Source organism: uncultured Chloroflexus sp., from assembly GCF_937951745.1.
Taxonomy (GTDB): Bacteria; Chloroflexota; Chloroflexia; order Chloroflexales; family Chloroflexaceae; genus Chloroflexus.
In genome coordinates, this window is sequence record NZ_CALFBQ010000054.1 from 13756 (window position 1) to 35253 (window position 21498).

Consider the following 21498-nt stretch of genomic DNA (forward strand, 5'->3'; position numbering starts at 1 on the left):
AGATTTCGATTAGGTTGGGTCGTGCGACGCGATACCTGTACTCTAGGATCGCCGTGCGAGATGCTAGAATCTATAAGGAATGTGCGTAGGAATGATGTGACTATTCCCGCAGTCACTCTACCATAGGTTGCCATGGCGCGGCAAGGGTGCAGTCCGGTCTTGAGGGCAAAAAACAATAAATCGAGTATCATTCCTCCAATTCAACTAGATCAATACCCGGAGCCACCACCATGCTCACCGATCGTTTGTTCGCCTACACCGTTGCCGTCGCTATCCTGACCCTCATTCCCGGCGCTGATACGATGCTGGTGCTGCGCAATGCGCTGGCTCGCGGTCGCCTTGCTGGCGTGGCTACCGCGTTTGGGATCGGGAGCGGTCTGTTTGTGCAGGCAACCTTGTCAGGGCTGGGGTTGGCCGCGATTGTGGTGAAGTCTGCTGAGCTGTACCACATGGTCAAGTTGGCCGGTGCGCTCTATTTGGTGGGGTTGGGTGGGTGGACGATCATCACCACGTGGCGGCAACGCACTGTTTCTGAATTCCACCTGCCTGCCGGCCAAGAACGCTATGCCTTCGTGGAGGGGGTGTTGAGCAATGTGCTTAACCCGAAGGTGGCGGTGTTTTATTTGGCGTTTTTGCCTCAGTTTATCGATCCTGCCGATCCGGTGCTGCTAACCGCGCTGGCACTGACGACGATCCATTTTGCGCTGAGTGTGATCTGGTTTTCGACCCTGACGTTTGTGGTGGCGGGGGTGAGTAGGTGGCTGCGACAGGCGGCGGTGCGCCGGCGGCTAAATTATACTACCGGCGCAGTGTTGGCGGCGTTGGGATTGCGGATGGCGGTTGAGCGTTAACGATGGCGGGTGATTTCATACATCAACACTCCCGCCGCGACCGCTAGATTAAGCGAGTCGCTGCGTCCGCGCATTGGGATGCGTACCACCAGATCGCATGCCGCGAGTTGGTCTGCGCTGAGACCCTGCCGTTCGCTGCCGAGCACGAGCACGAGCGGCTGCGGGTATAGTGCGGTGCGGTAGTCGTGTGCGCCCCGATCAGAGCTGCCGACCAATGCAATTTGGCGTGCGCGGCTCCACTCAACAAGCTCGGTCCAGCTCGCGCGCGCAATTGGTTGGCTAAAGAGCGCGCCCATACTAGCGCGCACTGCTTCCGGATCGAAGGGATCGGTGGTCGCTCCCACTAAGATCACGCCGCTGAAACTGGCCCCGTCGGCGGTGCGCAAGACCGTGCCGAGATTGCCGGGGTCAGCGACTTCGACCAGCGCAACCCAGCCGGTCTCGGTTGCCGGTAGTTCTGCTAGTGGGGTGTACTTGATGCACCCGACGGCAGCGAGGCCCTGCGGGTGTTCTTTGCCGGCGAGGCTGGCAAAGACGCTGGCGCTGACGGTGAGCACTTTCCCGCCGTGGGCAGCGTAGTCTGCTGCGATCTCGCGGGCAAAGGCGCTGGTGAGGAGATCGGGGGCGACGATGAGCATGTCGAGTGGCGCTTTGCACTGGATCGCTTCCGCAACCAGCCGGATACCTTCGATCAGGTAGCGGCCCTGTTCGTCGCGGGCTTTGCGCTGGCGCAGTGCGCGCAATGCTTTGATGGTTGGGTTGGCGAGACTGGTGATGAGCATACGATGTATGTTCTCTCGGTACTATCGTGACATTTGTTGGTAGTTTGTACCATATTTTTCGCTGAAGGACTACGGGCGTGAAGCGCTCTTGCGGAGGGACGTGCGCCTCCCTCCGTCAGAGGGGGAGAGCTGGGGTGGGGGCAATGCCCCTGCTCCCCGCTTGTCATTGCGAGCTGTGTAGGGTCAGCGCACCGCGCTGAGCCTAGCGGGGAAGCAATCCCTTGCATGCACGGGAGTGCTGCCTACCTGCCCTGCTCCTGCCTAAGCGGAAGATTGCTGAGGTCACGACGGTAACACCTTGCCCGGATTGAGCCGCCCTTCCGGGTCGAAGCGGGCTTTGATGGCGCGTTGGATGGCGATTTGCGTGTCGCCCAACGCTTGCCGCATAAAAGCTCGTTTGAGGGTACCGATGCCGTGTTCGCCTGATAGGGTGCCGCCGACCTCAAGCGCAACGGTGAAAATGGCTTCGGCGCATGGCCAGAGCCGGGCCATGTCGGTTGGGTTGCGGGCGTCGAAGAGAATGTTGGGGTGTAAGTTGCCATCACCAGCGTGGCCGAAGACGACTATCGGCAGAGCGTAGGCGGCGCTGACCTGTTTGATCCGGCTGACGCATTCGGCGATGCGGGTGACGGGAACGCTAATGTCTTCGCCGAGTCGGTTGGGCCGGATGCGGGCTAGCGCCGGTGCGATGACGCGCCGTGCTTGCCAGAGGTTGGCTTCGTCGCCGGCGGTGCGCGCGACGGTAACCCGTTGCGCGCCGCCAGCCCGCGCCAGTTCGGCCAATACCGTCGCTTCGCGTTCGACGGCTTCCGGTTCACCATCGGTCAGCATCAGCAACATTGCTCCGGCGTCGCGGGGCAACCCAATGCGCAGATAATCCTCAACAGCCGCAATGGTGGTGTCGTCCATTAGTTCGAGGCTGGCCGGAATGATGCCCGCTGCCATGATCTGTTCGACGGTGGCGCAGGCGGCGTGCAAGTCGGCGAATATCGCCATCGTTGTGCGGCGGGCACGCGGTAAGGGGATCAGGCGTAGGGTGGCTTCGGTGATTACCGCCAGCGTACCCTCGGAACCGACCAACAATTGCGCCAACCCGTCGCTCTCGCCTTGGCCGGCCAAGCCGTCGCCATAACGCACGATGCTGCCATCGGCCAGCACAGCGGTTAGGCCCAGCACATAATCGGCGGTGACGCCGTACTTGAGGCAGCGTGGCCCGCCAGCGTTGCAGGCAATATTGCCGCCGATAGTCGCAGCGGTTTGGCTGCTCGGATCGGGCGGGTAGAACAAACCGAGCCGCTCGGTGGCGCGTTGCAGGTCGGCAGTGACCACGCCGGCGCCAACGTGGGCGATTTGCTGGTCGCGGTCAATCGTGATCTGCTCCATGCGGTTGAGACCAATCACCAGACTGCCGGCAGTGGGTACAGCGCCGCCGGCCAAGCCACTACCGGCGCCGCGTGTCACCACCGGCAGACCATGCGCGGCGGCGATCCGCATCAGCGCTGCTACTTCGGCGGTGGTCGCCGGCAATGCCACGGCTAGCGGCAAGCCATCGGGCTGCGCAATGGAAGCGTCTTGCCCGTAGACGGCCAGTTGGTCGGGGTGGTGGAGGAGGTAGCGACTCCCGACCACCGTTGTCAGTTCGGTAATGGCGTCGCCTGCCGTCACGCGGCTGGGTTGGGCAAGAGCAGGGAAGACCGGGGTTGGTGGCGGGCCGAACTCGCAACAGGGTTGCCCGCCTAGCGCGGCGGCCTGCGCTTTAAGCGACGCTACCAACGCTCGGTCGGATAGTGGCCCGATATGCAGACTGCCTACACCGGCATCACCCCAGATTGGGGCAGCGGTCGCCGCTCGGCAGGTTGCGACGAACGTTGCTAGTGCCCGGCGGGGCAGGGTGAGATCGAGCCGTTGGTCGGGCGGCAGGGCAACATGCTGATGAGCGAGCGCTTCCCAATGTTGCCAGCCGGTAGGTAGGTCGTCCATTACAGCGAGGTGGTACTGCGCTGCTATCGTTGCGACCGCTTGCGCTTGGCGCTTGATCACCTCCGGCAAGCCGGCTAGCTCAACCAACAGCAGACCACTCGCGTCGAAAGCGAGCGCGTATAGGGCAAGACCATTGACCATCAGCTCAGTGGCTAGTGCTAACACCTGTGCGGCAGGCCCTTGGATCAGGCAGCGGGTGGTTGTGGCTGGCAGTGGCCGCAGATTGAAAGTTAGCTCGCGAATGGTTCCTAGTTGTACGCCATGCCCGGCTAGCGCGCGGTGAAGATTGTAGCCCGTAGCACGTTTGAGCGTTTGCCCGCCAATATGTAGAACTTCTAAATAATGTTCGATAGTCGCCGCGCGCACATAGCGCCCGATTGGGCCACTATGCAGCCGGTACCGTCCGCCGCTGTTGCACGCCACCAGCTCGGCCAGAGTCACCTCGGCGCGCAACGGTACAATCGGCAGGCAGAGGCCATACGGTGCCAGCGCCTCGTTCAGCGCGGTAGCGGTAGCGGTCGCCGGTGCGCTGGCCAGTAATGCGCCGGGGTTAATGGTGAAGGGTGATGATATGGTAGGCATGGTATATTTATTGGTTGGGGTTAGTGACAGGGCAGTTTCATACCTACCCTAACGCCTGACCAACGTCACGATCGTACCGTCGGATCATAATCCACGACTATCGCAATGGCTGCTGCAATCTCATCCATTTTTGTCGCTGGTACCCGACCTATCAACTCACGCATCTGCCGAGTCTCGATGCTGCGCAAACGGAGCAGATCAGCCGCATGCGGCTTACCCAACCGTGTTGGCCATCGTCCTTCGATCCGCTGAATCCAGATGGTCTGTTCAAACCGCTCTTCCCACGGTTGTAAGGGTGCTATAAGACGGATTGGCAGGCGTTCAAAGGCGTTGGCACTGACGACGATGACTGGTGTCAAAGTGCCATCGCCGAGATCAGCCTGCCAAATCTCGCCACGGTGGGGAATGCTAGGCGTGCTCACGCGTTGCGACCTCGTTGGCTTCGGTGGCGGGAAACGGGTAGAGATCGGCGGCAGCCGCCACCTGTTCAGCTAACACCGCGTGGCGTACTGCTAGCGGTTGTCGGAGAAGACGCTGGCAACGCCCTTCGCTACGCTCAGGTATATCCTGCACCGGTACTTCTTCACCAAGCAAACGGCGCGCCTCGGCGGGATCGATCAGCTCTTCAGCCAATGCCCGCAGCGTTGCTCGCCGCAACCACAACGGCTCCTCCGGCGGCAACGGTTCTGGTTCGGCGGTGCGCCAGCCGCGTTCGCTCAGCTTAATCATCCATGACCGGTAGAGCCGTTGGTTGATAATCCCCAGTGTCTGCATGTGGTAGAGCAGGGCTTGGATGCTCATACCAAAATGCCGTTTCAGCAGCAGCAGCTCTTCGAGGTAAAGATGAGTACGGTGTTCACCGATATGACTGCGCAGTGCGTTTGCCGGAGCGAGCAACGCAGCAGCAAAGCGAAATGCGACCTTTTCCTCGTCAAGCCCATCGTGTGGCTGCAAGACCAGATGCGCCAACTCGTGCGCGAGATTCATGCGCCAGCGCGCCCCATCGAGGCTGCGCCGCCCGATCACCGCCGCGGCTAAGGCAGCGCCGTGTTCATCGCGGGCGATGGCAGCGACGCCATCGAACCCGTCGATTGCATCGAGCGCGATGACGTGCAGGCCGTGTTCCTCCAGCGTATCGGTGAGGTCGGCGATCGGCGCGCTGCCTAGGCCCCAGCGCGCGCGGAGATCGGTAGCAGCAGTTTCGGCGTCGTCGAGGCTGGTAACAGGGTACTCAAACAGGGGCAGTGCAAGCTGGGCCGGCTCGCCGATCAGCTCTTGCAGGTACAGCCGGTCACGTAGCGCCTCCTGCGCCAGTGCCTCCATCTGTTCGTGCTGACGTTTGCCGAGCGACGCGCGTTTGCGATGCGCAATAAGCTCAATCTGCGCCTCGTGGCTGTTCAGGAGATCGGTGGTGCGCACGCCCAATGCCATCGCGAGGTGGTGTAAGACGGTTGGCGATGGCTGTGCTTGCCCATGTTCGTACTTAGAAATCGCCTGCCGAGTAACGATCCGTCCGGTCGCTTGTGCTAAATCGTCGAGAGTCATCCCGCGTGCCAAGCGTAATTGGCGCAACCGTTGCTGTATCATAATCGTGCGCCCCCTTTCAGTTGACAATTATCACCTATAGCGGGTTGATTGTCAACCAGCACTCGCCTGTCCATCGGCGTTGCCGGTCAATTTCGGCAACAACTGCGCCGTAATCAGGGTAGTCAGCGCTGAGGTATCGCCGCCGTCGCTTTGCACCACAATCGGTCGGGGGGCGCGTTTCATTAACGTTTCGGCCACTTGCAGGCGGCGGCGGGCCAGCTCATATTGCAAGACGGCGCGATTATCTTGATAGGCTCGGCCAAGGTATTCTAATCCGCGCGCCTCGTTCTCGGCTTGTCGCAGGGTTGCCCGTCCCCGCGCTTCGATCTCCCAGCGCACCCGCTGCGCTTCGGTCTCTTTCTCTTGCAGCATACGGGCAACGTCTTCCCGGGCTTTGTTGATTGCTGCACGCACCTCGACAAGCTTAGCGTCACGCACTTTCTTGGCCCGTTCGATTTCGAGCCGCAGATTGTCGATCCGCTGCTTCTTGATCAGCTCCCACTCGCGCTCGTAGGCTTGCAACTCTTTCGCGACCCGCTCGCGGGTGGCCAGATGCTGCTGGTACTGGTCGGGCAACTGTACATCGGGAATGTTGGCGCCGGTGATCCGTACTCCGTAGCGGGCCAGTTGCCGGTTGAGCAGCTCTTGCATATCACCAACATCGCTACCGCGCAGGTCGTAGGCACGTTCGGTCTCGACCCGGCGCGCACGCTGGCGGATGGCGTCTTGCACTGCGCTGCTCAGCACCAGATCGAAGTTGCTAGCGCCGAGCCGGCGGATAAATGCGATCGGATCTTCGATCCGAAATTTGAGAAAGAATTCGATCGATTTGAGTGGCACATTTTCGCGGGTCGGCGCTGCCATGACCGGTGCGGTGTACGGAATCTCGGTGCTAGTGTCAACCACCGCTTCGACCTTTTCCCATGGCCACCAGAGGTAATGTCGGCCCGGTGTGAGGATGCCGACGATCTGACCCCAGCGCGAGAGGATGCCGGTGGTACCTTGTTCGATCTCAACAATCGCGCCGAGGATGAATGAAACGACTGCGGCGATGAAGAAGAGGAAGGCGAGCACGATGGCAAACAGGCCGAAGAAGCGACCGCTGAACACGGCCACCCCTAGCAGATAGAAGCTTACTGCCAATGGCAGCAGCCAGCGTGCTCGTCGGCGATCTTTCGGAATGACCACCGGCACCAGTTGGCCCTCTTCGCCTGAGCGGAGCAGTTGCCGGATGCGGCTCCACGTCGCAACCGCCTCGCGGATGCGTGAAAACTCGCGCCGAGCATCGGTCATTGGTTCCCTCCTTTCTCGGCCAATTGGGCTGCCTCGCGTTCAGCGGCCACCACCTGCTTGATCTGCTCGGCGCGTGCTTGAATCCGCTGGCGAATCTCGTGCATGCGGGTACGGATAGCAGCAACGTCATCTGGCGAGTAGAGTTCGGTGTCAACGATACCAAGCATCCGCTGTGCCATTGCCAGATAGTCAATCGCCGCTTCAGCACCGCCGCCTACTTGCACGATTTGCGGCAGGTGGTCGGCTACAGCTTCGAGCCGGTCGAGAATGTCTTGCTGGTAACGGTACTGCAAGATTTCGGGGTACATCGCCGCGCCGACGGCGCGAATGTCAAGCGCTTGGGCTTCAAGCAGAGCTGCGTTCGCCCGCGCCGCGCTCTCGGCTTCGCTCAGTAATTGGCTGGCATACGCGCTGGCCCGGTAGGTTTCTTTTTCACGCGCAGTGTCAATTTGGGCCTGAAAGGTGGCAATCTCGGCCCGAATTGCCGACAACTGCTCGTTGAGGCTGGTCAGCTCGCGGTTGAGATCGCCTTCGTCCTGCTCTTTGCGCAACGCTAGTTCGTACTCGTAGGTGTAGGCCTCTTTTGCGACCCGGATCATCTCCGGCTTAGCGAGGTCGATACGGTATTCTTGGCTTGATGGCTCGGCGTGGGTGATATTGGCGTTGACGAAGCGCACCGCCGGCAAAAACTGCTGGTTAAGCGTGTCGAGCAGGTTTTGGGTACTCTCGCCAACTAAATCGTAGATCGCTTCGGCGCGTTGCTCGTAGATCAGCGCTCGCGTCACTTCGCTGACCGCGTTTTGCAGCTTCTCTTGAAAACCTTTCGCGCCACCGAGCGTGAAAATGAATGCCGCCGGGTCTTCGATCTTAAACTGCAAAAAGAGATCGACCGAAGCATTGACTCGCGAGGCGGTCGGTGCTTCACGGATCGGTGCGTTGTACGGGTATTCGCGGGTGACGTTGACAATGTAGCTGACTCGCTTCCAAGGATCGAGCAGCACTTTGCGGCCCGCTGGCGCGATCTCTTCCAGCTTGCCGAAGCGGGTGATCAGCGCTTGACAACCGTCCGGTACCATAATGAAGGTGTTACGCCAGAGGCTGTAGACGACGTAGCCAGCCACCAGCAGCCAGTAGTGCGGGCCAAAGAAGACCAGCGTCAAATTGGTGAAGCCAAACGAGACCACATCGACTGCGGCGCTGATCAGCCAGCCGAACAATCCTACTATCACCAGAATAATCGTCACCGCTACCCACACTGCTGAGCGTGGGTCACGCGGGATGACGACCGGTGAAATAACGTTTGTAACCTGTCCGCGGTTGTCTCGCTGCTGCAAATTGCGGTTGAGCAGCTCAGCCGCCTCATCGAGCATCACACTCATCTGCTCGATCCGGGTGGCGCCGCTCTCGTTGCCCGCCCGCTGCGAGATGAAGTCGCTGGCCTTGATCTGCAACTGTTCGAGTTCCCCACTTTCGAGTAACTGCTTGGCAGTGCTCAGACCGCGCTGGAGACGGTTCATATCGCTTTCCTTACTTTACTTGGAGCTGGCATCAGGGATGTACAATTACAGTGTAGCAAACGTCGCAGTGGAAGACCAGATCGTTTCTGTCCTAGTGATAACTCTCAGGAATGGTGCTGCGCTGTAGCTAGCAAGCCCAATGAGCGAGGTGTCTGGCTGTAGTACGCTCAGCGACTTGCGAGTGTATTTTTCGTTCGGTGTCTTGCCACCTCTCAGTAGGTACCGAGATTATCAGCATTTGTGTGCTCACTGCCTGTGTTCTCGCCACAGATGCATCCTGCTTCGCTATCTGGAATTTCTCCAGCCGTAAGGTAGGATGGAACCCACTTGCAAATGGTTCATCCGGTGATAAAGAATGTTTAATAGCTCGTTCTATCACTTTCTGGTACAATGATAGAGGGATGATGTCTCAATCACTTCCCTGCATTCTGCCGAGACTCCTCCCCTTTGTTTAGGTTATTGGGGCAAGCTAGCGTAGCATCATTCACGCCGTGCGCTGCGCCAGCTTCACGACAAGCGAGAGGGGTATGGTGTTGTTCCGACGTCAACTTCGGCAGATGCAGGCAAGGTGTATGTCACGCCTCGTGCGGTATGTGCTTTTGTTGGTGGTTGGAGGTTGGTTGTTTAGCGGGATCACCCCGGTTGCTGCGCAACTGGCTGAACCGGCCAATGCGCCAAACTTGATCCAGAATGGCGGTTTCGAGCAATTAGGCGCTAGTTGGGAGGAATGTGGCAACGTTCAATTGGTCGATGCTCAGCAGGATGGGACTGAGTCTGTCTATGCTGGCCGGTATGCGGCAGTGATGGGGATTAACGCCGACGGTAGCGATTGTCCGCAATTACCTGATCTTACAACGCCCCGCCAAATATTGACCCAGTCGCTTACCATTCCGGGGAATGCACCGGCGGTGACGGTGTCGTTCTGGTTTCGCGCTGCTGCCGGCACGACGGTTGATGTCTTTCTTGCCCGTGGGTACTATCAGTTCGACCCGAATCTTGGCGGTGTGAAACTGGGTACCTTTGCGACCGATCAACCGCCGGGATGGCAATTGTATCGGACAGTGTTGCAGGGAGATCAGTTGGATCGGGTGCGCGGTCAATCATTGCGCTTCTCTATTGTTATCCAAGAACGCACCGATGTTACGGATAGTGCAGTGCTGTTAATCGACGATGTGCGCGTGGTCGCTGCCGACGAGCGCACTGCCGCTGCGCCACTGCCACCACGGTTACGGGGCGATGGTAGTCGTCCTTTGGCCGTAGTGCGGATCGAGGAAGGTAATCGCTGGCTGTACCGAATGGATACCGATGGTCAGAATCGCCAGCTTATCTACCGTGGCTTGCTCAACAGTGTGACCAGCCCGGCATGGTCGCCGAATGGCCAGCGGCTGGCAGTGGTTGATAACAACACGTGGCCGTGGCCGGTGCCCGATCCCGATCCACAGAACAATCTGAGTGCTTCAGCGGTGACAGTAATGAATGCCGATGGGAGTGGTGTCCAGCAGATCTATCAAACTCAAAGCCGCAAGGGGTCGCGTTGTCCGTTCGTCCGACCACCCGGTGGGCCATCGGAGGAACCGTCTTTGATTGTGCGCGTTTCTCAGGTGCAGTGGATGCCCGATAATAGTCGCGTGGTGTTGGCACAGACCGGCTTTGGCGTCTTCTGCGATGGACGCCTAGCCCAAGGCGGTCGCTCCGATGTCCTGCTTGTGGCGCCACCCTCGATGACACCGATAACTGCTGCTGAGCACGCGATCCGACCATCCGCGAACCGCAACGGTCGCGTATTGGTTGATGGCTTCGATCTCTCTTCGGGTCGCAGTAATCGCGCCGATGGTATCTGGGAGATTGATACAACGGTTCAGCCGCCACGCGCGACCCATCTGATTGCTCACCACGCTGATCGTGAGCCGGTCTGGCATCCTGACGGGCGGCGCTTTGCGGTGGTACGGGTAACGACCAGCCCGTCGGCAGATAGTAGCGACCGCACGTTCGCGCTTATGCTGTACGACCGCCAGAATCTGGCTCTGCCGCGCATGCTGCTGTTTGCCGATCACGGCCGCTCTATCGGTAATCTGAGTTGGTCGCCTGATGGTACATACCTTGTCTATACGCTTGAACGATTCGATGGTCGATCTGACATCTGGTGGCTTGACGTGGCGAGTGGTGCGACTGGGCCAATCACGACCGATGGCAATACACTAGCGGCTGCATGGCGGCCAGCGGCAATCAATCGGCTGTTCGTGCCACTGGTAGCAAGGTAAGCACGCTGTCAAGAGAGGTGTATCACGTCGGTGGATATTGTACGAGTGGAGTGAGGGATTTTACCTCTCCCGCTGCAACAACTCTTCGACCAGTCGCCAGCGCAGTAGCTTGCCGATGAAGCTACGCGGCAACGCCTCACGGAATTCGATCTTTTCCGGCATGACCGGCAGATTGAGCCGTTCGCGCAGGAAGGTAAAGACCTCGGCTTCGCTGACTCGCTCGCCGGGGCGGGTGACGACGAAGGCGCGGATTTCGGTGCGGCCGTCGGGCAGCGGTACACCAACGACAGCAGCATCGATGACCGTCGGGTGTTCGTAGAGCGCTTCTTCGAGGTCGCGTGGGTAGATATTGTAGTCACCGGCGATGATCATTTCTTTCTTGCGCTCGATGATCTGAAAATAGCCGTCAGGCAGCATACGAGCGACATCACCGGTGCGTAACCAGCCATCGGCGGTAATCGCTTCAGCCGTAGCTTGCGGATTGCGCCAGTAACCCGCCATGAGTTGGGGGCCGCGCACCAGTAATTCGCCAATCGCTCCCGGCGGCAAATCGGCCCCGCTCTGCATATCAACAATGCGCGCTTCGGTGTTAGGTAGCGGTAATCCGATCGTACCGGCTCGGCGCGTCCCACGCAACGGGTTAGCGTGCGTCACCGGCCCGGCTTCGGTCAACCCATAACCCTCGACAAGTCGGCTACGGGTCATGCGCTCGAACCCCTCTTGCACCTCAATCGGCAACGGGGCCGCGCCGCTCAAACAGCTCTTCAGCGAAGACAAACCATATTTGCGCACGTCGCGCACCTCGTTCAGCGCCGCATACATTGGCGGCACGCCGGGGAAGAAGGTCGGCCGTTCACGCCGGATGGAATGCAAGACATTGCGGGTCTCGAAGGTTGGCAGCAAGATCAGCGTTGCGCCGAGCGCGATACCGACATTCATGCAGGCGGTCATACCGTAGGCATGCGAGAAGGGGATTGCACAGAGCACGCGCTCGTTGCCTTCGTCGGCATCGGCGTACCATGCCCGCGTTTGGCAAGTGTTGGCGTAGAGACTGGCATGGCGGTGTAAGACGCCTTTGGCGGCGCCGGTGGTGCCGCTGGTGTACAGAATGACTGCTGGATCATCGGCGCGCAACGCAGGCAGATCGCCGTCCGCGCCGGCAGCCAAGAGATGCTGAAACCAGTGGGCTTGAGTGGCTTGTTCGGCGGGCACGCGGTGGCCTTCGCGCTCTTGGCGGAGCAGCGTAAAGAGGATGCGCTGGCCAGAAGGGAGATATTCTTTTACGTTGGTGTAGATTAGGTGGGGAAAGGGTAGCTCAGCGCGTACCTGATCAACCAGCCGGTAAAACATACTCAGCGCGATGACGGTGGTCGCTTCCGAGTCGCGGACTTCATAGGCAAAGCCTTCTGCGTCGAAGATCGGATTGGCCAGCACCACAATCCCGCCAGCCAGCAAGACGCCGTAGTATGCAATCACTGCTTGCGGGATGTTGGGGAGCAAGATCACGGCCCGCTCGCCGGGTTGAAAGCCGATCGCGAGCAGGCCACGGGCAAAACGGGTTGCCTCCTCCCACAACTGGACATAGCTCAGATTGCGGCCGTAAAACGCAATTGCCGCCGTCTCGGCACATCGCTCGGCAGCGTGGCGTAGGAGTTCGGGCAGTGGCGCCGGTGTGATAGCAAGCGTATGCGGCACTCCCGGATCGTAGTGACGCAGCCACGGACGAGCGGCAACGTGATCGGCGGTCATACAGATGATCCTTACGTCTGTTCCAACGTCGCTATGCCGAATTATCAGGGGCATCATCAGCGGTGTCAATATCTAGCGGTCGATCATTGCTGTTCACGCCAGATGCGTGGCCCTGCGAGGAAACGGTCGATCAGCCGATTAACAGCTTCAGGTCGCTCAAGGTGGGGGAGATGGCGGGTATAACGGACAATTTCGAGCCGGGCGTTGGGCATGAGTTGCTGGCTCTCGCGGGCTTGGGCCACCGGCGCGATAAAATCCCACTGGCCAGCGATGATCAACGTGGGCGTTTGCACTTGCGGCAGAACGGCTCGCCCATCCCAGCGAAAGAGGGTGCCGGCCAGCACCTTTTGGATAACGTTCACCGGCGCGTAGGTCTTTGGCATCAAGATTGGGCGCAATCGCTCGAGCATCGCAAGCGAAACTGGTAGTTTGACGATCCATTCGTGGAGCGGATTGAGATGCATCTCAGGGCCGGTAGCGATCAAGATTAAGCGGCTGACACGCTGGGGCTGACTGGCGGCAAAGGTCATCGCAATCGGCCCGCCGAACGAATGCGCCATCAGGATGAATGGCTCTGCGACGTTCAAGCGGGTGAGCAACTGGGTCAAATCCCAGAGAAACTCTTCTAGCGAGTAGGCTGAATTCACCACCTCAGAACGACCGTGACCGCGCAGGTCAGGTGCGATGATCCGGTAGTGCCTCGACAAATGCGCGATCTGCGGCGCCCACTGTTCGAGATTGCCGGCACAGCCGTGAATGCAGACAATGGTGCCTTGTCGCTCGCCTTCGAGCGGCCCGACATCGACGACGCTCAAGCGCACCGGTGCGGTGCCGGTAAGCTGAATCTCTTTGCGGTACGGTTCGAGGTTCATACCTCTCTCTCTTGCGCGACGGTGCATTGTACCGTCGCTGTAACAGTAAAAATCTTTGCGTCCGCTGCGCCCTTCGCGCCTTTGCGTTATGCGCCTGCGCGCCTTTGCGCATGCTGAGTCGCAACGTGATCGAGAAACCGCCGCAATTCGCGCGTAAACGTGCGTGGTCGTTCATCCATAGGGTTGTGCAAGCTGGCCGGGATCATCACGTACTGCGCGCCGGGAATAGCTGCGGCCAGTCGGCGGGCGTGGGCTGGCGGGGCAAGGCTATCAAATTGGCCGGTCATCACTAAGGTCGGGACGCGAATCTGTTGGAGCCGATCATCGACACGGGTCGCAAAGAGGGATCGTAAAATGCGGTACAATCCTTCTGGGTCGAAAGTGGCGAGGTACGATGCTCGCCGCAGCCATGGGCGAATCCAGCCACCGCCATGCTCGTGCGGGATACGCTGGCCTAGTGGGCGAAAGGTACGACCGATGGCTTGGGTCAGGCGGAACGTCGTCCATCCTACGGTGGGCAGTAGGTACGTGCGGGTGTAAGCTGGCATCCGATAGGCATCGACGGCGGCATCAATTAGTGCCAGCCGCTGCACCAATTCGGGATAGCGCAAGGTCAGCTCCACGGCCACGCTTCCCCCCATCGAATGGCCAATAAGCGTAATCGCAGTCAGGCCGAGATCACGGCAAAACGCGGCTATCAGCTCGGCAATAGCTTCGATCCGGTCGGCCCGCCCGATCCGGCTCTCGCCGTGGCCGGGCATATCGACGGCAAAACAACGGTAGTCACGGCCAAGATCGCGCAAGGTGCTCCACCAGAGCTCTTTAAACGCACCCCAGCCGTGCAGAAAGACGATCGCCGGCCCGCTGGCGCCAGCAGTCAAATAGCTGAGGCCAAGGCGGTCGTGGTAGCGGCATTCGATGGTGACAGAAGCCGTCATAGTGGTAATAGGATTTGTCACGTTGGCGCTCTCTAGTTGGAAACGGTCATACCGAGTATAATACCAAATATGGCAAATATTCTGGTTGCAATGAGCGGCGGTGTTGATAGCTCACTGGCCGCGGCGCTCTTACTTGAAGCCGGCCATCAAGTGACCGGCGTAACGATGCATCTATGGGATGACGACGATCACGGGCTGCGCGAGAGCCTGTGTTGTGCTGCCGAAGCAGCGGCCAGCGCGCGGCGCGTCTGCGCCTTACTCGGCATCCCCTTTTACGTTTTTAATTACCAGCGCGAGTTTCGCCGCCACGTCATCGACTATTTCATTCGGGCGTATACGCATGGTCTCACCCCTAACCCCTGCGTCGAGTGCAACCGCATGATCAAGTTTCGCGCGTTACTTGATCGGGCGCGGGCTTTGGGGTTTGATGCGGTGGCGACCGGCCATTACGCCCGGATTGTGCGCGGCGCCGATGGCCGCTACCAGCTTTGGCGAGCGGTAGACCGCGAGAAAGATCAGTCGTACATGCTGCACATGCTCGGCCAAGCCGATCTAGCCCGCCTGTTCTTCCCCATTGGTGAATATACCAAAAGTGAAGTGCGCGCAATGGCGGCAGCACGCGGCTTGCCGAGTGCCGATCGCGAAGAGAGCCAAGACATCTGTTTTGTGCCTGACGGCGACTACCGCAATCTGTTACGGGTTGAAGCGCCAGAGAGTCTTACCCCCGGTCCAATAGTCGATCTAGAGGGGCGCGAGATCGGGCGGCACAAAGGGCTACCGTTCTACACCGTCGGTCAGCGGCGTGGTTTAGGGTTGAGCGGTGGCGAACCACGCTATGTGGTTGCAATCGATCCGGCGCGCAATGCGTTGATCGTCGGCCCGGCGTCGGCGCTCAACCGCGAGCGATTTACCGTCACCGACGTGCGTTGGGTTGATGATCAGCCGCCGGCTGAGCCATTGACCTGTATGGTGCAAGTGCGCGCCCACGCCGAACCGCTGCCGGCTCGCGTTTCGGCACAGCTCGATGGACGCTGGCTGGTGGAGTTGGAACGGCCACAGCGCGCTGTCAGCCCCGGCCAAGCTGCTGTCTTTTACGATGACCAGCGCGTGCTTGGCGGGGGATGGATCGCCCGTCCGGAGGTGGGATGAGCGCGTTCTCACCAGCAGCCTTTCTCTTACTCTTGTTGACCACGACCCATGCGGCGTTGGCCCATTTCTTGCTGGGCCGCTCGTGGCGGCAGATCCCGATTTTTTGGGTCACGGCAGCCGCCGGGTGTCTGATCGCCACCCTGCTTGGCTGGCGCTTCCCTCTTGATCTGCCCGCCCCAGCGGGGGTGCCAATGCTCGAAGCCTCACTGTTGGCGTGGATCTTGCTGATAGTTGTTTCACGCTTGCGGCTATGATATAATTTGGCGCATTAGAGCGCCCTCGCAGCCGCGTATTCTGCGGCCCGGTACGGAGGTAGCCCCGTGTTACGCTGGATTGGCATCGGCATTGGCTTATTGACCGCAGTTCTGTTCGGGTTTATCATCGCGGCGATCTTCCTCGGTGAAGGTTTCCGCGCCGCGTGGCGAGATGTATTCATCGTGATCTTGGCCGCGTTGCAACTGATCGGCGCGGTATTATCGGTTGCAATCCTCATTGCGATCCTCTACGCGGTTGAGCAGATCAACCGGCTGGCGCGCAATAATGTGTTGCCTAAGCTCGATGAGGCGCTGGCGAAAGCGAATGAGACGCTAGACACAACGCGCGCGATTGCCAATAATGTGCGCGACTCGGCGCAGACGGCGACAACGGCGACAACATACGTTGCGGAACGAGTGGTTGCGCCGATTATTCGCGTCTCAAGTTTGGTGAGCGGTGTGCGGGCGGCAGCCACAACCTTAGCTCGGCGCGGAAAACCTGACGAACCGGCCTCATGACCCCCCATGTTCGATACGTTACCGTGCCTGTTGGCATGGTAAGATAGAGGATAGTAGAAGTTTGGTGTGGCTGGCGAGCGGGTAAGAGTCAGAATTGGCATGAGTACCAATCAATTTAAGTATGGTGGACAAGCGGTGCTCGAAGGGGTGATGATGCGCGGTCGCCGGCAAGCGACCGTCGTTGTGCGTCGCCCTGACGGCAGCTTTGCCCGGCTCGACCTGCCGATCTCGGCCCGCAGCGCACAGTGGCAACGTTGGCCGTTGCTGCGCGGTTTTGCTGCACTGGCCGAAGCCTTTACGATTGGGCGCAAGGCGCTCGATTTCTCGGCCTCGGTGGTTGCCGCTGATGACGATGAAAATCTGCACCCGGTTGTCCAAACTTTGATCTTTGTGGTCACGCTGGCGATCGCGATTGGCATCTTTGTAGTGTTGCCATCACTGGTAGCCAACTTTATCGGCCAGCTTGGCGCGCCAGTGCTCGTGCGGGAAATCATCGAAGCGTTGATTAATCTGGCGTTAGTCGTGGCCTACATCGCTGTGATTGGCCGTATTCCCGATATTGGCCGGGTGTTTGGCTATCACGGCGCCGAGCACAAGGTGATCAATGCGTATGAGGCGGGCCTGCCGCTGACGGTCGAATCGGTGCGGGAATGCAGCCGCATTCACCCGCGCTGTGGCACAAGCTTTCTGTTGGTGGTGGCGCTGATCGGGTTTCTGATCTTTCTCTCAGTTGCCGGTTTGCCGGTTTGGCAGAGGATTATCGCCCGGATTGTGCTCATTCCGTTAGTGGCGGCGGTTGCCTTTGAGGCCCAACAACTCGCCGCAAACTATTACCATGTGCCGTGGGTGCGCTGGTTGCTGGCCCCAACATTGGCGGCGCAGTACTTGACAACTCGCGAGCCGGATGATGCTATGATTGCTACCGCGATCGCTGCCTTCGAGCCGGTCGTGGCCGCCGATCAACTTGAAACTGCCCAACCGGCGCCAACTACCGGTGTTGCGCCCGGTTTGGCTGATACACAACCGACCATGTGACGTGATCGTCGCACTACACCCGCGATAGCGGAGGAACGTATGGCGCTGGTGGGGAACATCCGCGATTTTAGTTTGTCAGATTTTCTCTCGCTCGTTGATCGCGGGTATAAAACGGGCGCCCTGCATTTGACCTACCATGATCAGACGGCGCGGCTCTACTTTGAGAAAGGCAAGCTGCTGCTCGCGGCGCGCCGTCCCGAAGACGAGAAGCCGGAGCTGTTGGTGCGGCTCGGCGTGCTGAATGTCGATCAGTTGGCGCAAGCCTGCCGCGTGTTGGCGGCTCGTGGCAATGGAGTGACGTTGAGTCAGGTCGTGATTGATGTCGGTATGGCTAGCCCTGAGCGATTGCAGAGTGCGCTGATGGGCCATACCGAGCAATCGGTGTATGGGTTGTTTGCGTGGCCGGAAGGGGATTTTGTCTTCGAGCATAATCAGCGCCCGGCGCCTGATGCCCCGCTGGCGCTGACGCCGATCTCGATCGATCACCTAATCATGGAAGGGGTGCGCCGGATCGATGAATGGGAGCGGATACGCGACCGCATCCCTTCGACCGATCTCGTGCCGCGCTTCTTGGCCCCGCCGGGTGAGAAGCTGAAAGGGATGCGTCTTTCGCCAGATGAGTGGAAGGTGTTTGCGCGCATCAATGGCCGCGATACGCTGGCCGAGATTGCCCAAAAGACTGGGCTAAGCGATTTTGATGTGTGCCGCGCGGTCTATGGCTTCTTGACCGCCGGTATGCTGGAATTGGTGAAACGGCAGCGCGTGCTGGCCGCCGGAATGCCGCCGGTTGAACAGCCGCGTTTGAAGAAGAGCCTCGTCAACCGGATCATCAATCGGATCCGCAGCATGTAGCTGGGGCCGGAGCATCGGAGCGGAGGGCTGTGTGCAGACGGTAAAGATGGTGATCAGCGGCGCCGTCAACGCCGGCAAGACTGAGTTTATCAGGACGATCTCGGAGATTGAGGTCGTCTCGACGGAACGCCGGGCGACCGACGATACTCGGCTGATCAAGAAGGAAACGACTGTCGCGATGGATTTCGGACGCATCGCGATCTCTGATGATCTCGTGCTCCATCTCTTTGGGACGCCGGGACAAAAGCGCTTCGACTTTATGTGGGAGATCCTCGCCGAGGGGATGCTCGGTCTGGTCATCCTTGTCGATAGCACCCGCCCGGAAACGTTCCGCGAGACGAACCGGATCATTGATTTCTTTGTCTCGTATCGCGATACGCCTTATGTGATTGCGGCCAATAAGCAGGATCGGCCTAATGCGTGGTCGCCTGATGAATTGCGCTTGGCTTTGCGCCAACCGCCGCATATCAAGGTGTTGCCTTGTACGGCGACCGACCGCGAGAGCGTCAAGAATGTGTTGCTTGAGTTGCTGTATGTGATTCAAGAACGCAGCGAGGATTAGGTTCGCACGTTTGCTTGGGAAGTTGCGAAGGGGCGACCGAGCCGTCGCCCCTGTTGTGTTGTGACGGTGATGTGAGTGCCTTCGGTATGGCTTTGCAATGCGGTTAAATTGATTTTCCTCATTGCAAAGCCGTAAAATTATATTGGAAAGCCTAATAAGCGGTTTACCGCATCAGTAAGAGATACAGATCTTGACAGATGCGGTATACTGCTTTCTGAAGAGCTATGACCGCTTGAGTGCATAGAGGAGGACTGCACCAATGCAGAAGACGGATTTTATCAAGGCAGTGGCTGAGCGCGCCAAAGCTTCGCAGAAGGAGACGAAGCAAATTATTGACGCTGCGCTCGAGGTGATCACTGAGGCGTTGGCTCGTGGTGAGAAAGTGACGCTGACCGGTTTTGGCACGTTTGAGGTGCGCTCGCGGCAGGCGCGCGAGGGTGTTAATCCGCAAACTCGCGAGAAGATCCATATCCCCGCTACCAAGACCCCCGGTTTTAGCGCGAGCAGTACGTTGAAAGAAGCGGTGAAGGGCGAATAAGTGGCGATTGTGGGGATGTTGGACACGTCGTCCGCACGGATAATCGCCGCTTGCCTTATGCATACGAGCAGCCTGTTCACCCCTAAAGGTACGTCTAGACAGTGCTTCCCAGAGACACGGAGGGGAGCAGCGTAATGCTAAGAATGCATGTCTCCCTCCGCTAGCTCGGATCCTACAAACAGACGGCTAGCGCAATCTAATCTCACCGTTCAAGAGCAGATGTTTTTCGGTAGGGGCACCGCGCTGCGGTGCCCTGAGGTGGGTACGGGACGACGGCCCTCCTCCCTCTCCCCAGAGACACGGAGGGGCGCAGCGTAATGCTAAGAATGCATGTCTCCCTCCGCTGGCTCGGATCCTACAAACAGACGGCTAGCGCAATCTAATCTCATCGTTCAAGAGCAGATGTTTTTCGGTAGGGGCACCGCGCTGCGGTGCCCTGAGGTGGGTACGGGACGACGGCCCTCCTCCCTCTCCCTTACGGCGAGAGGGTCACAGCCTTGAGATACGGCACTGCGTTGTCCCTACGGTATGTCTACCGCTGCCGCCGATACGACCCAATCGTGAAACAGATCAGCTAACAGGCATACGCACGCCTGTTCAGCGGCATGGAGTAAATCAGGGCCGGCAATTTCGCGATAGCTCGCTGTTGTGACGTATCGCTGTAAGAATTCGTTGAACGCATCTTCCCCGATATGTTGACGCAAGGTGTGGAAGAACAGCGCGCCTTTAGCGTAGACCACCGGTACGTAGCGGCCATTGCTCAACGCCGAGGGTGGGGTGGCGAGCGGCGCATCGCCACCTCGTTCGCGCAAGCGACGGTAGACAGCGCGGAAGGCCTCGAGTTCGGCTTGGGCCTGTGCCGGCACATCGATCATCTCGTAATAGAGGATTTGGCTATAACTGGCTAGCCCCTCGTCAAGCCACGCTTCCCCCTGCGCGTCGTTGCCGACCAACCCGTACCACCATTGATGGCTGATCTCGTGGGCAATGGTGGTTTCTAGCAGCCGGTCATTGCGCTGGTAGAGGCTCTGCTCGATCAACACGACTCCCGGATATTCCATGCCGTAAAATTGGGTCAATGCCGCTTGGATGACCTCTAGCTCGGCGTAGGGGTAAGCGCCGAAGCGCTGGTTGAAGGCGTGCAGGGCAGTAGCCGCAATGGCTACACTGCGTTCCCCAGCGGTTGGATCATCTGACTGTACGTAACTGATCACCTGCGTGCCATCCACGTTGACACTGACCTGCCGCAGCCCTTGGAGTGCGGCAAGGTAGAATTCGCGCTGCGGCCCGCTGACGAAGCGCGCAAGCTGGCGACTATCAGCGGTTGTGCGGTGTTCGTGCTGACTTCCACTCGTCACTAGTTGCCAATCTGTCGGCGCTTCGACGGTGACATCGTACAGCGCGATCGCGCTGACGGTAAAATCACCTCGTGACACTATTGGCCGCGTATCCCAGCCGAGACCCGAAATGTAGCGGGCCAGTATGGGATAGAACGACGCAATCGACCATACGCCTGCTTCCATGTTATACGCGCCGAAGGTGCGTTGGCTGGCATTGCTTGGGGTGCGCGCAGTGAAGGTCATTGTGACGATCGCTTGAGCGCCGGGAGCAATAATGTGTGGTGCGCTCAACCCGATGAGGGTGTCACCGTGCAAGGTGCGTGATGAAACCGGTATACCGTCGATCTGCGCTGATGTGACATCGAGCCGGCCACCGAAATTGGGGTGGTTGGGGTAGAGGTGGAACCAGATCGTATCGAACTCAACCTCCGTCCGGTTCGTAAGTTGCACCGTGATCTCACCACTCAGCCGTGGCCCGCTAGGGTCGAGTTGGATGTGCATAGTGTAGCGATCCCAAGGCTCGCGCATGAGATCGGTGATACGGTCAGGCCGCATCGCTGTCGTTTGAGCAACGAGGAAGGGGTCAATACTACCATCGCGTGCGATGTGGTAGGGTGCCGGCTGGGAGGCGGTGGTGAAGATGATGATCAACAGCAGAATTAGGCGTATCATGCAATTATCATACCACGGGCCGCGAACGAGGCTAAGGCGCAAAGGATGGTTTGAGGTATAGTAAAGAGGGTGGTTGGGCTGTTATCTTTATGGCAACCGTCTTTGCGTTTCTTGGCGAGCTTAGCGTCTTTGCGTTGGCAATCCTGCTCGTCTTAGCAGACAAAT

The 21498-nt window shown here is 59.2% G+C and carries 19 protein-coding genes; 9 read left to right on the forward strand and 10 right to left on the reverse strand.

Annotation, left to right across the window (positions count from 1 at the left end; genetic code table 11):
• Nucleotides 1–230: 230 nt before the first annotated feature.
• Nucleotides 231–851, forward strand: coding sequence for a LysE family translocator (locus tag Q1A59_RS13155; protein ID WP_298406252.1), 621 nt, complete (start codon nucleotides 231–233; stop codon nucleotides 849–851).
• On the opposite strand, the gene Q1A59_RS13160 is transcribed toward Q1A59_RS13155, so the two are convergent.
• The 6 genes from Q1A59_RS13160 to Q1A59_RS13185 form a co-directional block, all read right to left on the reverse strand.
• A complete protein-coding gene (locus Q1A59_RS13160) occupies nucleotides 848–1633 on the reverse strand; it encodes an RNA methyltransferase (protein ID WP_298406250.1) in 786 nt (261 codons plus the stop codon). The genes Q1A59_RS13155 and Q1A59_RS13160 overlap by 4 nt on opposite strands.
• A 282-nt stretch (nucleotides 1634–1915) precedes the next feature.
• Nucleotides 1916–4195 carry an FAD-binding oxidoreductase gene (locus tag Q1A59_RS13165; protein ID WP_299645105.1) on the reverse strand — a complete coding sequence of 760 codons (2280 nt, stop codon included), beginning with the start codon at nucleotides 4193–4195 and terminating at the stop codon, nucleotides 1916–1918.
• A gap of 65 nt (nucleotides 4196–4260) precedes the next feature.
• Entirely contained in the window at nucleotides 4261–4617 is a 357-nt protein-coding gene (locus Q1A59_RS13170) for a type II toxin-antitoxin system PemK/MazF family toxin (protein WP_298406246.1), read from the reverse strand.
• Nucleotides 4604–5782, reverse strand: coding sequence for a helix-turn-helix domain-containing protein (locus tag Q1A59_RS13175; protein ID WP_298406244.1), 1179 nt, complete (start codon nucleotides 5780–5782; stop codon nucleotides 4604–4606). The genes Q1A59_RS13170 and Q1A59_RS13175 overlap by 14 nt, the downstream gene beginning before the upstream one ends.
• A gap of 51 nt (nucleotides 5783–5833) precedes the next feature.
• Nucleotides 5834–7075 carry an SPFH domain-containing protein gene (locus tag Q1A59_RS13180; RefSeq protein WP_298406242.1) on the reverse strand — a complete coding sequence of 414 codons (1242 nt, stop codon included), beginning with the start codon at nucleotides 7073–7075 and terminating at the stop codon, nucleotides 5834–5836.
• On the reverse strand, nucleotides 7072–8592 hold the full coding sequence (locus tag Q1A59_RS13185) for an SPFH domain-containing protein (protein WP_299645106.1): 1521 nt from the start codon (nucleotides 8590–8592) through the stop codon (nucleotides 7072–7074). Before Q1A59_RS13185 ends, Q1A59_RS13180 begins: the two co-directional genes overlap by 4 nt.
• Before the next feature lie 572 nt (nucleotides 8593–9164).
• Here Q1A59_RS13185 and Q1A59_RS13190 point away from each other — a divergent pair.
• Nucleotides 9165–10853: a hypothetical protein gene (locus tag Q1A59_RS13190; protein WP_299645107.1), complete on the forward strand. Its 1689-nt coding sequence runs from the start codon at nucleotides 9165–9167 to the stop codon at nucleotides 10851–10853.
• A 60-nt stretch (nucleotides 10854–10913) separates the two neighbouring features.
• Here Q1A59_RS13190 and Q1A59_RS13195 read toward each other — a convergent pair whose 3' ends face one another.
• The 3 genes from Q1A59_RS13195 to Q1A59_RS13205 form a co-directional block, all read right to left on the reverse strand.
• Nucleotides 10914–12602, reverse strand: a complete 1689-nt coding sequence (locus Q1A59_RS13195; protein ID WP_298406237.1) for a long-chain fatty acid--CoA ligase — start codon at nucleotides 12600–12602, stop codon at nucleotides 10914–10916.
• A gap of 83 nt (nucleotides 12603–12685) precedes the next feature.
• On the reverse strand, nucleotides 12686–13474 hold the full coding sequence (locus tag Q1A59_RS13200; RefSeq protein WP_298406235.1) for an alpha/beta fold hydrolase: 789 nt from the start codon (nucleotides 13472–13474) through the stop codon (nucleotides 12686–12688).
• 86 nt (nucleotides 13475–13560) lie between these two features.
• On the reverse strand, nucleotides 13561–14433 hold the full coding sequence (locus tag Q1A59_RS13205; RefSeq protein ID WP_298406233.1) for an alpha/beta fold hydrolase: 873 nt from the start codon (nucleotides 14431–14433) through the stop codon (nucleotides 13561–13563).
• A gap of 48 nt (nucleotides 14434–14481) precedes the next feature.
• Here Q1A59_RS13205 and mnmA point away from each other — a divergent pair, with 48 nt between their 5' ends.
• From mnmA to Q1A59_RS13240, 7 genes are all read left to right on the forward strand, one after another.
• Nucleotides 14482–15561, forward strand: a complete 1080-nt coding sequence (gene mnmA, locus Q1A59_RS13210) for a tRNA 2-thiouridine(34) synthase MnmA (RefSeq protein ID WP_298406232.1) — start codon at nucleotides 14482–14484, stop codon at nucleotides 15559–15561.
• Complete coding sequence (locus tag Q1A59_RS13215) at nucleotides 15558–15815, forward strand: hypothetical protein (protein WP_298406231.1); 258 nt, start codon at nucleotides 15558–15560, stop codon at nucleotides 15813–15815. Before mnmA ends, Q1A59_RS13215 begins: the two co-directional genes overlap by 4 nt.
• Nucleotides 15816–15881: 66 nt before the next feature.
• Entirely contained in the window at nucleotides 15882–16334 is a 453-nt protein-coding gene (locus tag Q1A59_RS13220; RefSeq protein ID WP_298406229.1) for a hypothetical protein, read from the forward strand.
• Nucleotides 16335–16433: 99 nt separating this feature from the next.
• Nucleotides 16434–17369 (forward strand): DUF1385 domain-containing protein, encoded by a 936-nt coding sequence (locus Q1A59_RS13225; protein WP_298406227.1) that lies wholly within the window; start codon nucleotides 16434–16436, stop codon nucleotides 17367–17369.
• A 39-nt stretch (nucleotides 17370–17408) separates the two neighbouring features.
• Nucleotides 17409–18221 (forward strand): DUF4388 domain-containing protein, encoded by an 813-nt coding sequence (locus Q1A59_RS13230; protein ID WP_298406226.1) that lies wholly within the window; start codon nucleotides 17409–17411, stop codon nucleotides 18219–18221.
• Nucleotides 18222–18252: 31 nt separating this feature from the next.
• Nucleotides 18253–18783: an ATP/GTP-binding protein gene (locus Q1A59_RS13235; protein WP_066782542.1), complete on the forward strand. Its 531-nt coding sequence runs from the start codon at nucleotides 18253–18255 to the stop codon at nucleotides 18781–18783.
• 259 nt (nucleotides 18784–19042) lie between these two features.
• Nucleotides 19043–19321 (forward strand): HU family DNA-binding protein, encoded by a 279-nt coding sequence (locus tag Q1A59_RS13240; RefSeq protein ID WP_066782544.1) that lies wholly within the window; start codon nucleotides 19043–19045, stop codon nucleotides 19319–19321.
• Nucleotides 19322–19842: 521 nt separating this feature from the next.
• Here the strand turns inward: Q1A59_RS13240 and Q1A59_RS13245 are convergent.
• On the reverse strand, nucleotides 19843–21333 hold the full coding sequence (locus tag Q1A59_RS13245; protein ID WP_299645108.1) for a M1 family metallopeptidase: 1491 nt from the start codon (nucleotides 21331–21333) through the stop codon (nucleotides 19843–19845).
• Between the last annotated feature and the right edge of the window lie 165 nt (nucleotides 21334–21498).

Bases quoted from the DNA above. Each gene is read 5' to 3' on its own strand.
- Q1A59_RS13155 (WP_298406252.1), top strand. From the start codon at position 231: ATGCTCACCGATCGTTTGTTCGCCTACACCGTTGCCGTCGCTATCCTG.
- Q1A59_RS13160 (WP_298406250.1), bottom strand. From the start codon at position 1,633: ATGCTCATCACCAGTCTCGCCAACCCAACCATCAAAGCATTGCGCGCA.
- Q1A59_RS13165 (WP_299645105.1), bottom strand. From the start codon at position 4,195: ATGCCTACCATATCATCACCCTTCACCATTAACCCCGGCGCATTACTG.
- Q1A59_RS13175 (WP_298406244.1), bottom strand. From the start codon at position 5,782: ATGATACAGCAACGGTTGCGCCAATTACGCTTGGCACGCGGGATGACT.
- Q1A59_RS13180 (WP_298406242.1), bottom strand. From the start codon at position 7,075: ATGACCGATGCTCGGCGCGAGTTTTCACGCATCCGCGAGGCGGTTGCG.
- Q1A59_RS13185 (WP_299645106.1), bottom strand. From the start codon at position 8,592: ATGAACCGTCTCCAGCGCGGTCTGAGCACTGCCAAGCAGTTACTCGAA.
- Q1A59_RS13190 (WP_299645107.1), top strand. From the start codon at position 9,165: ATGTCACGCCTCGTGCGGTATGTGCTTTTGTTGGTGGTTGGAGGTTGG.
- Q1A59_RS13195 (WP_298406237.1), bottom strand. From the start codon at position 12,602: ATGACCGCCGATCACGTTGCCGCTCGTCCGTGGCTGCGTCACTACGAT.
- Q1A59_RS13200 (WP_298406235.1), bottom strand. From the start codon at position 13,474: ATGAACCTCGAACCGTACCGCAAAGAGATTCAGCTTACCGGCACCGCA.
- mnmA (WP_298406232.1), top strand. From the start codon at position 14,482: ATGGCAAATATTCTGGTTGCAATGAGCGGCGGTGTTGATAGCTCACTG.
- Q1A59_RS13215 (WP_298406231.1), top strand. From the start codon at position 15,558: ATGAGCGCGTTCTCACCAGCAGCCTTTCTCTTACTCTTGTTGACCACG.
- Q1A59_RS13225 (WP_298406227.1), top strand. From the start codon at position 16,434: ATGAGTACCAATCAATTTAAGTATGGTGGACAAGCGGTGCTCGAAGGG.
- Q1A59_RS13230 (WP_298406226.1), top strand. From the start codon at position 17,409: ATGGCGCTGGTGGGGAACATCCGCGATTTTAGTTTGTCAGATTTTCTC.
- Q1A59_RS13240 (WP_066782544.1), top strand. From the start codon at position 19,043: ATGCAGAAGACGGATTTTATCAAGGCAGTGGCTGAGCGCGCCAAAGCT.
- Q1A59_RS13245 (WP_299645108.1), bottom strand. From the start codon at position 21,333: ATGATACGCCTAATTCTGCTGTTGATCATCATCTTCACCACCGCCTCC.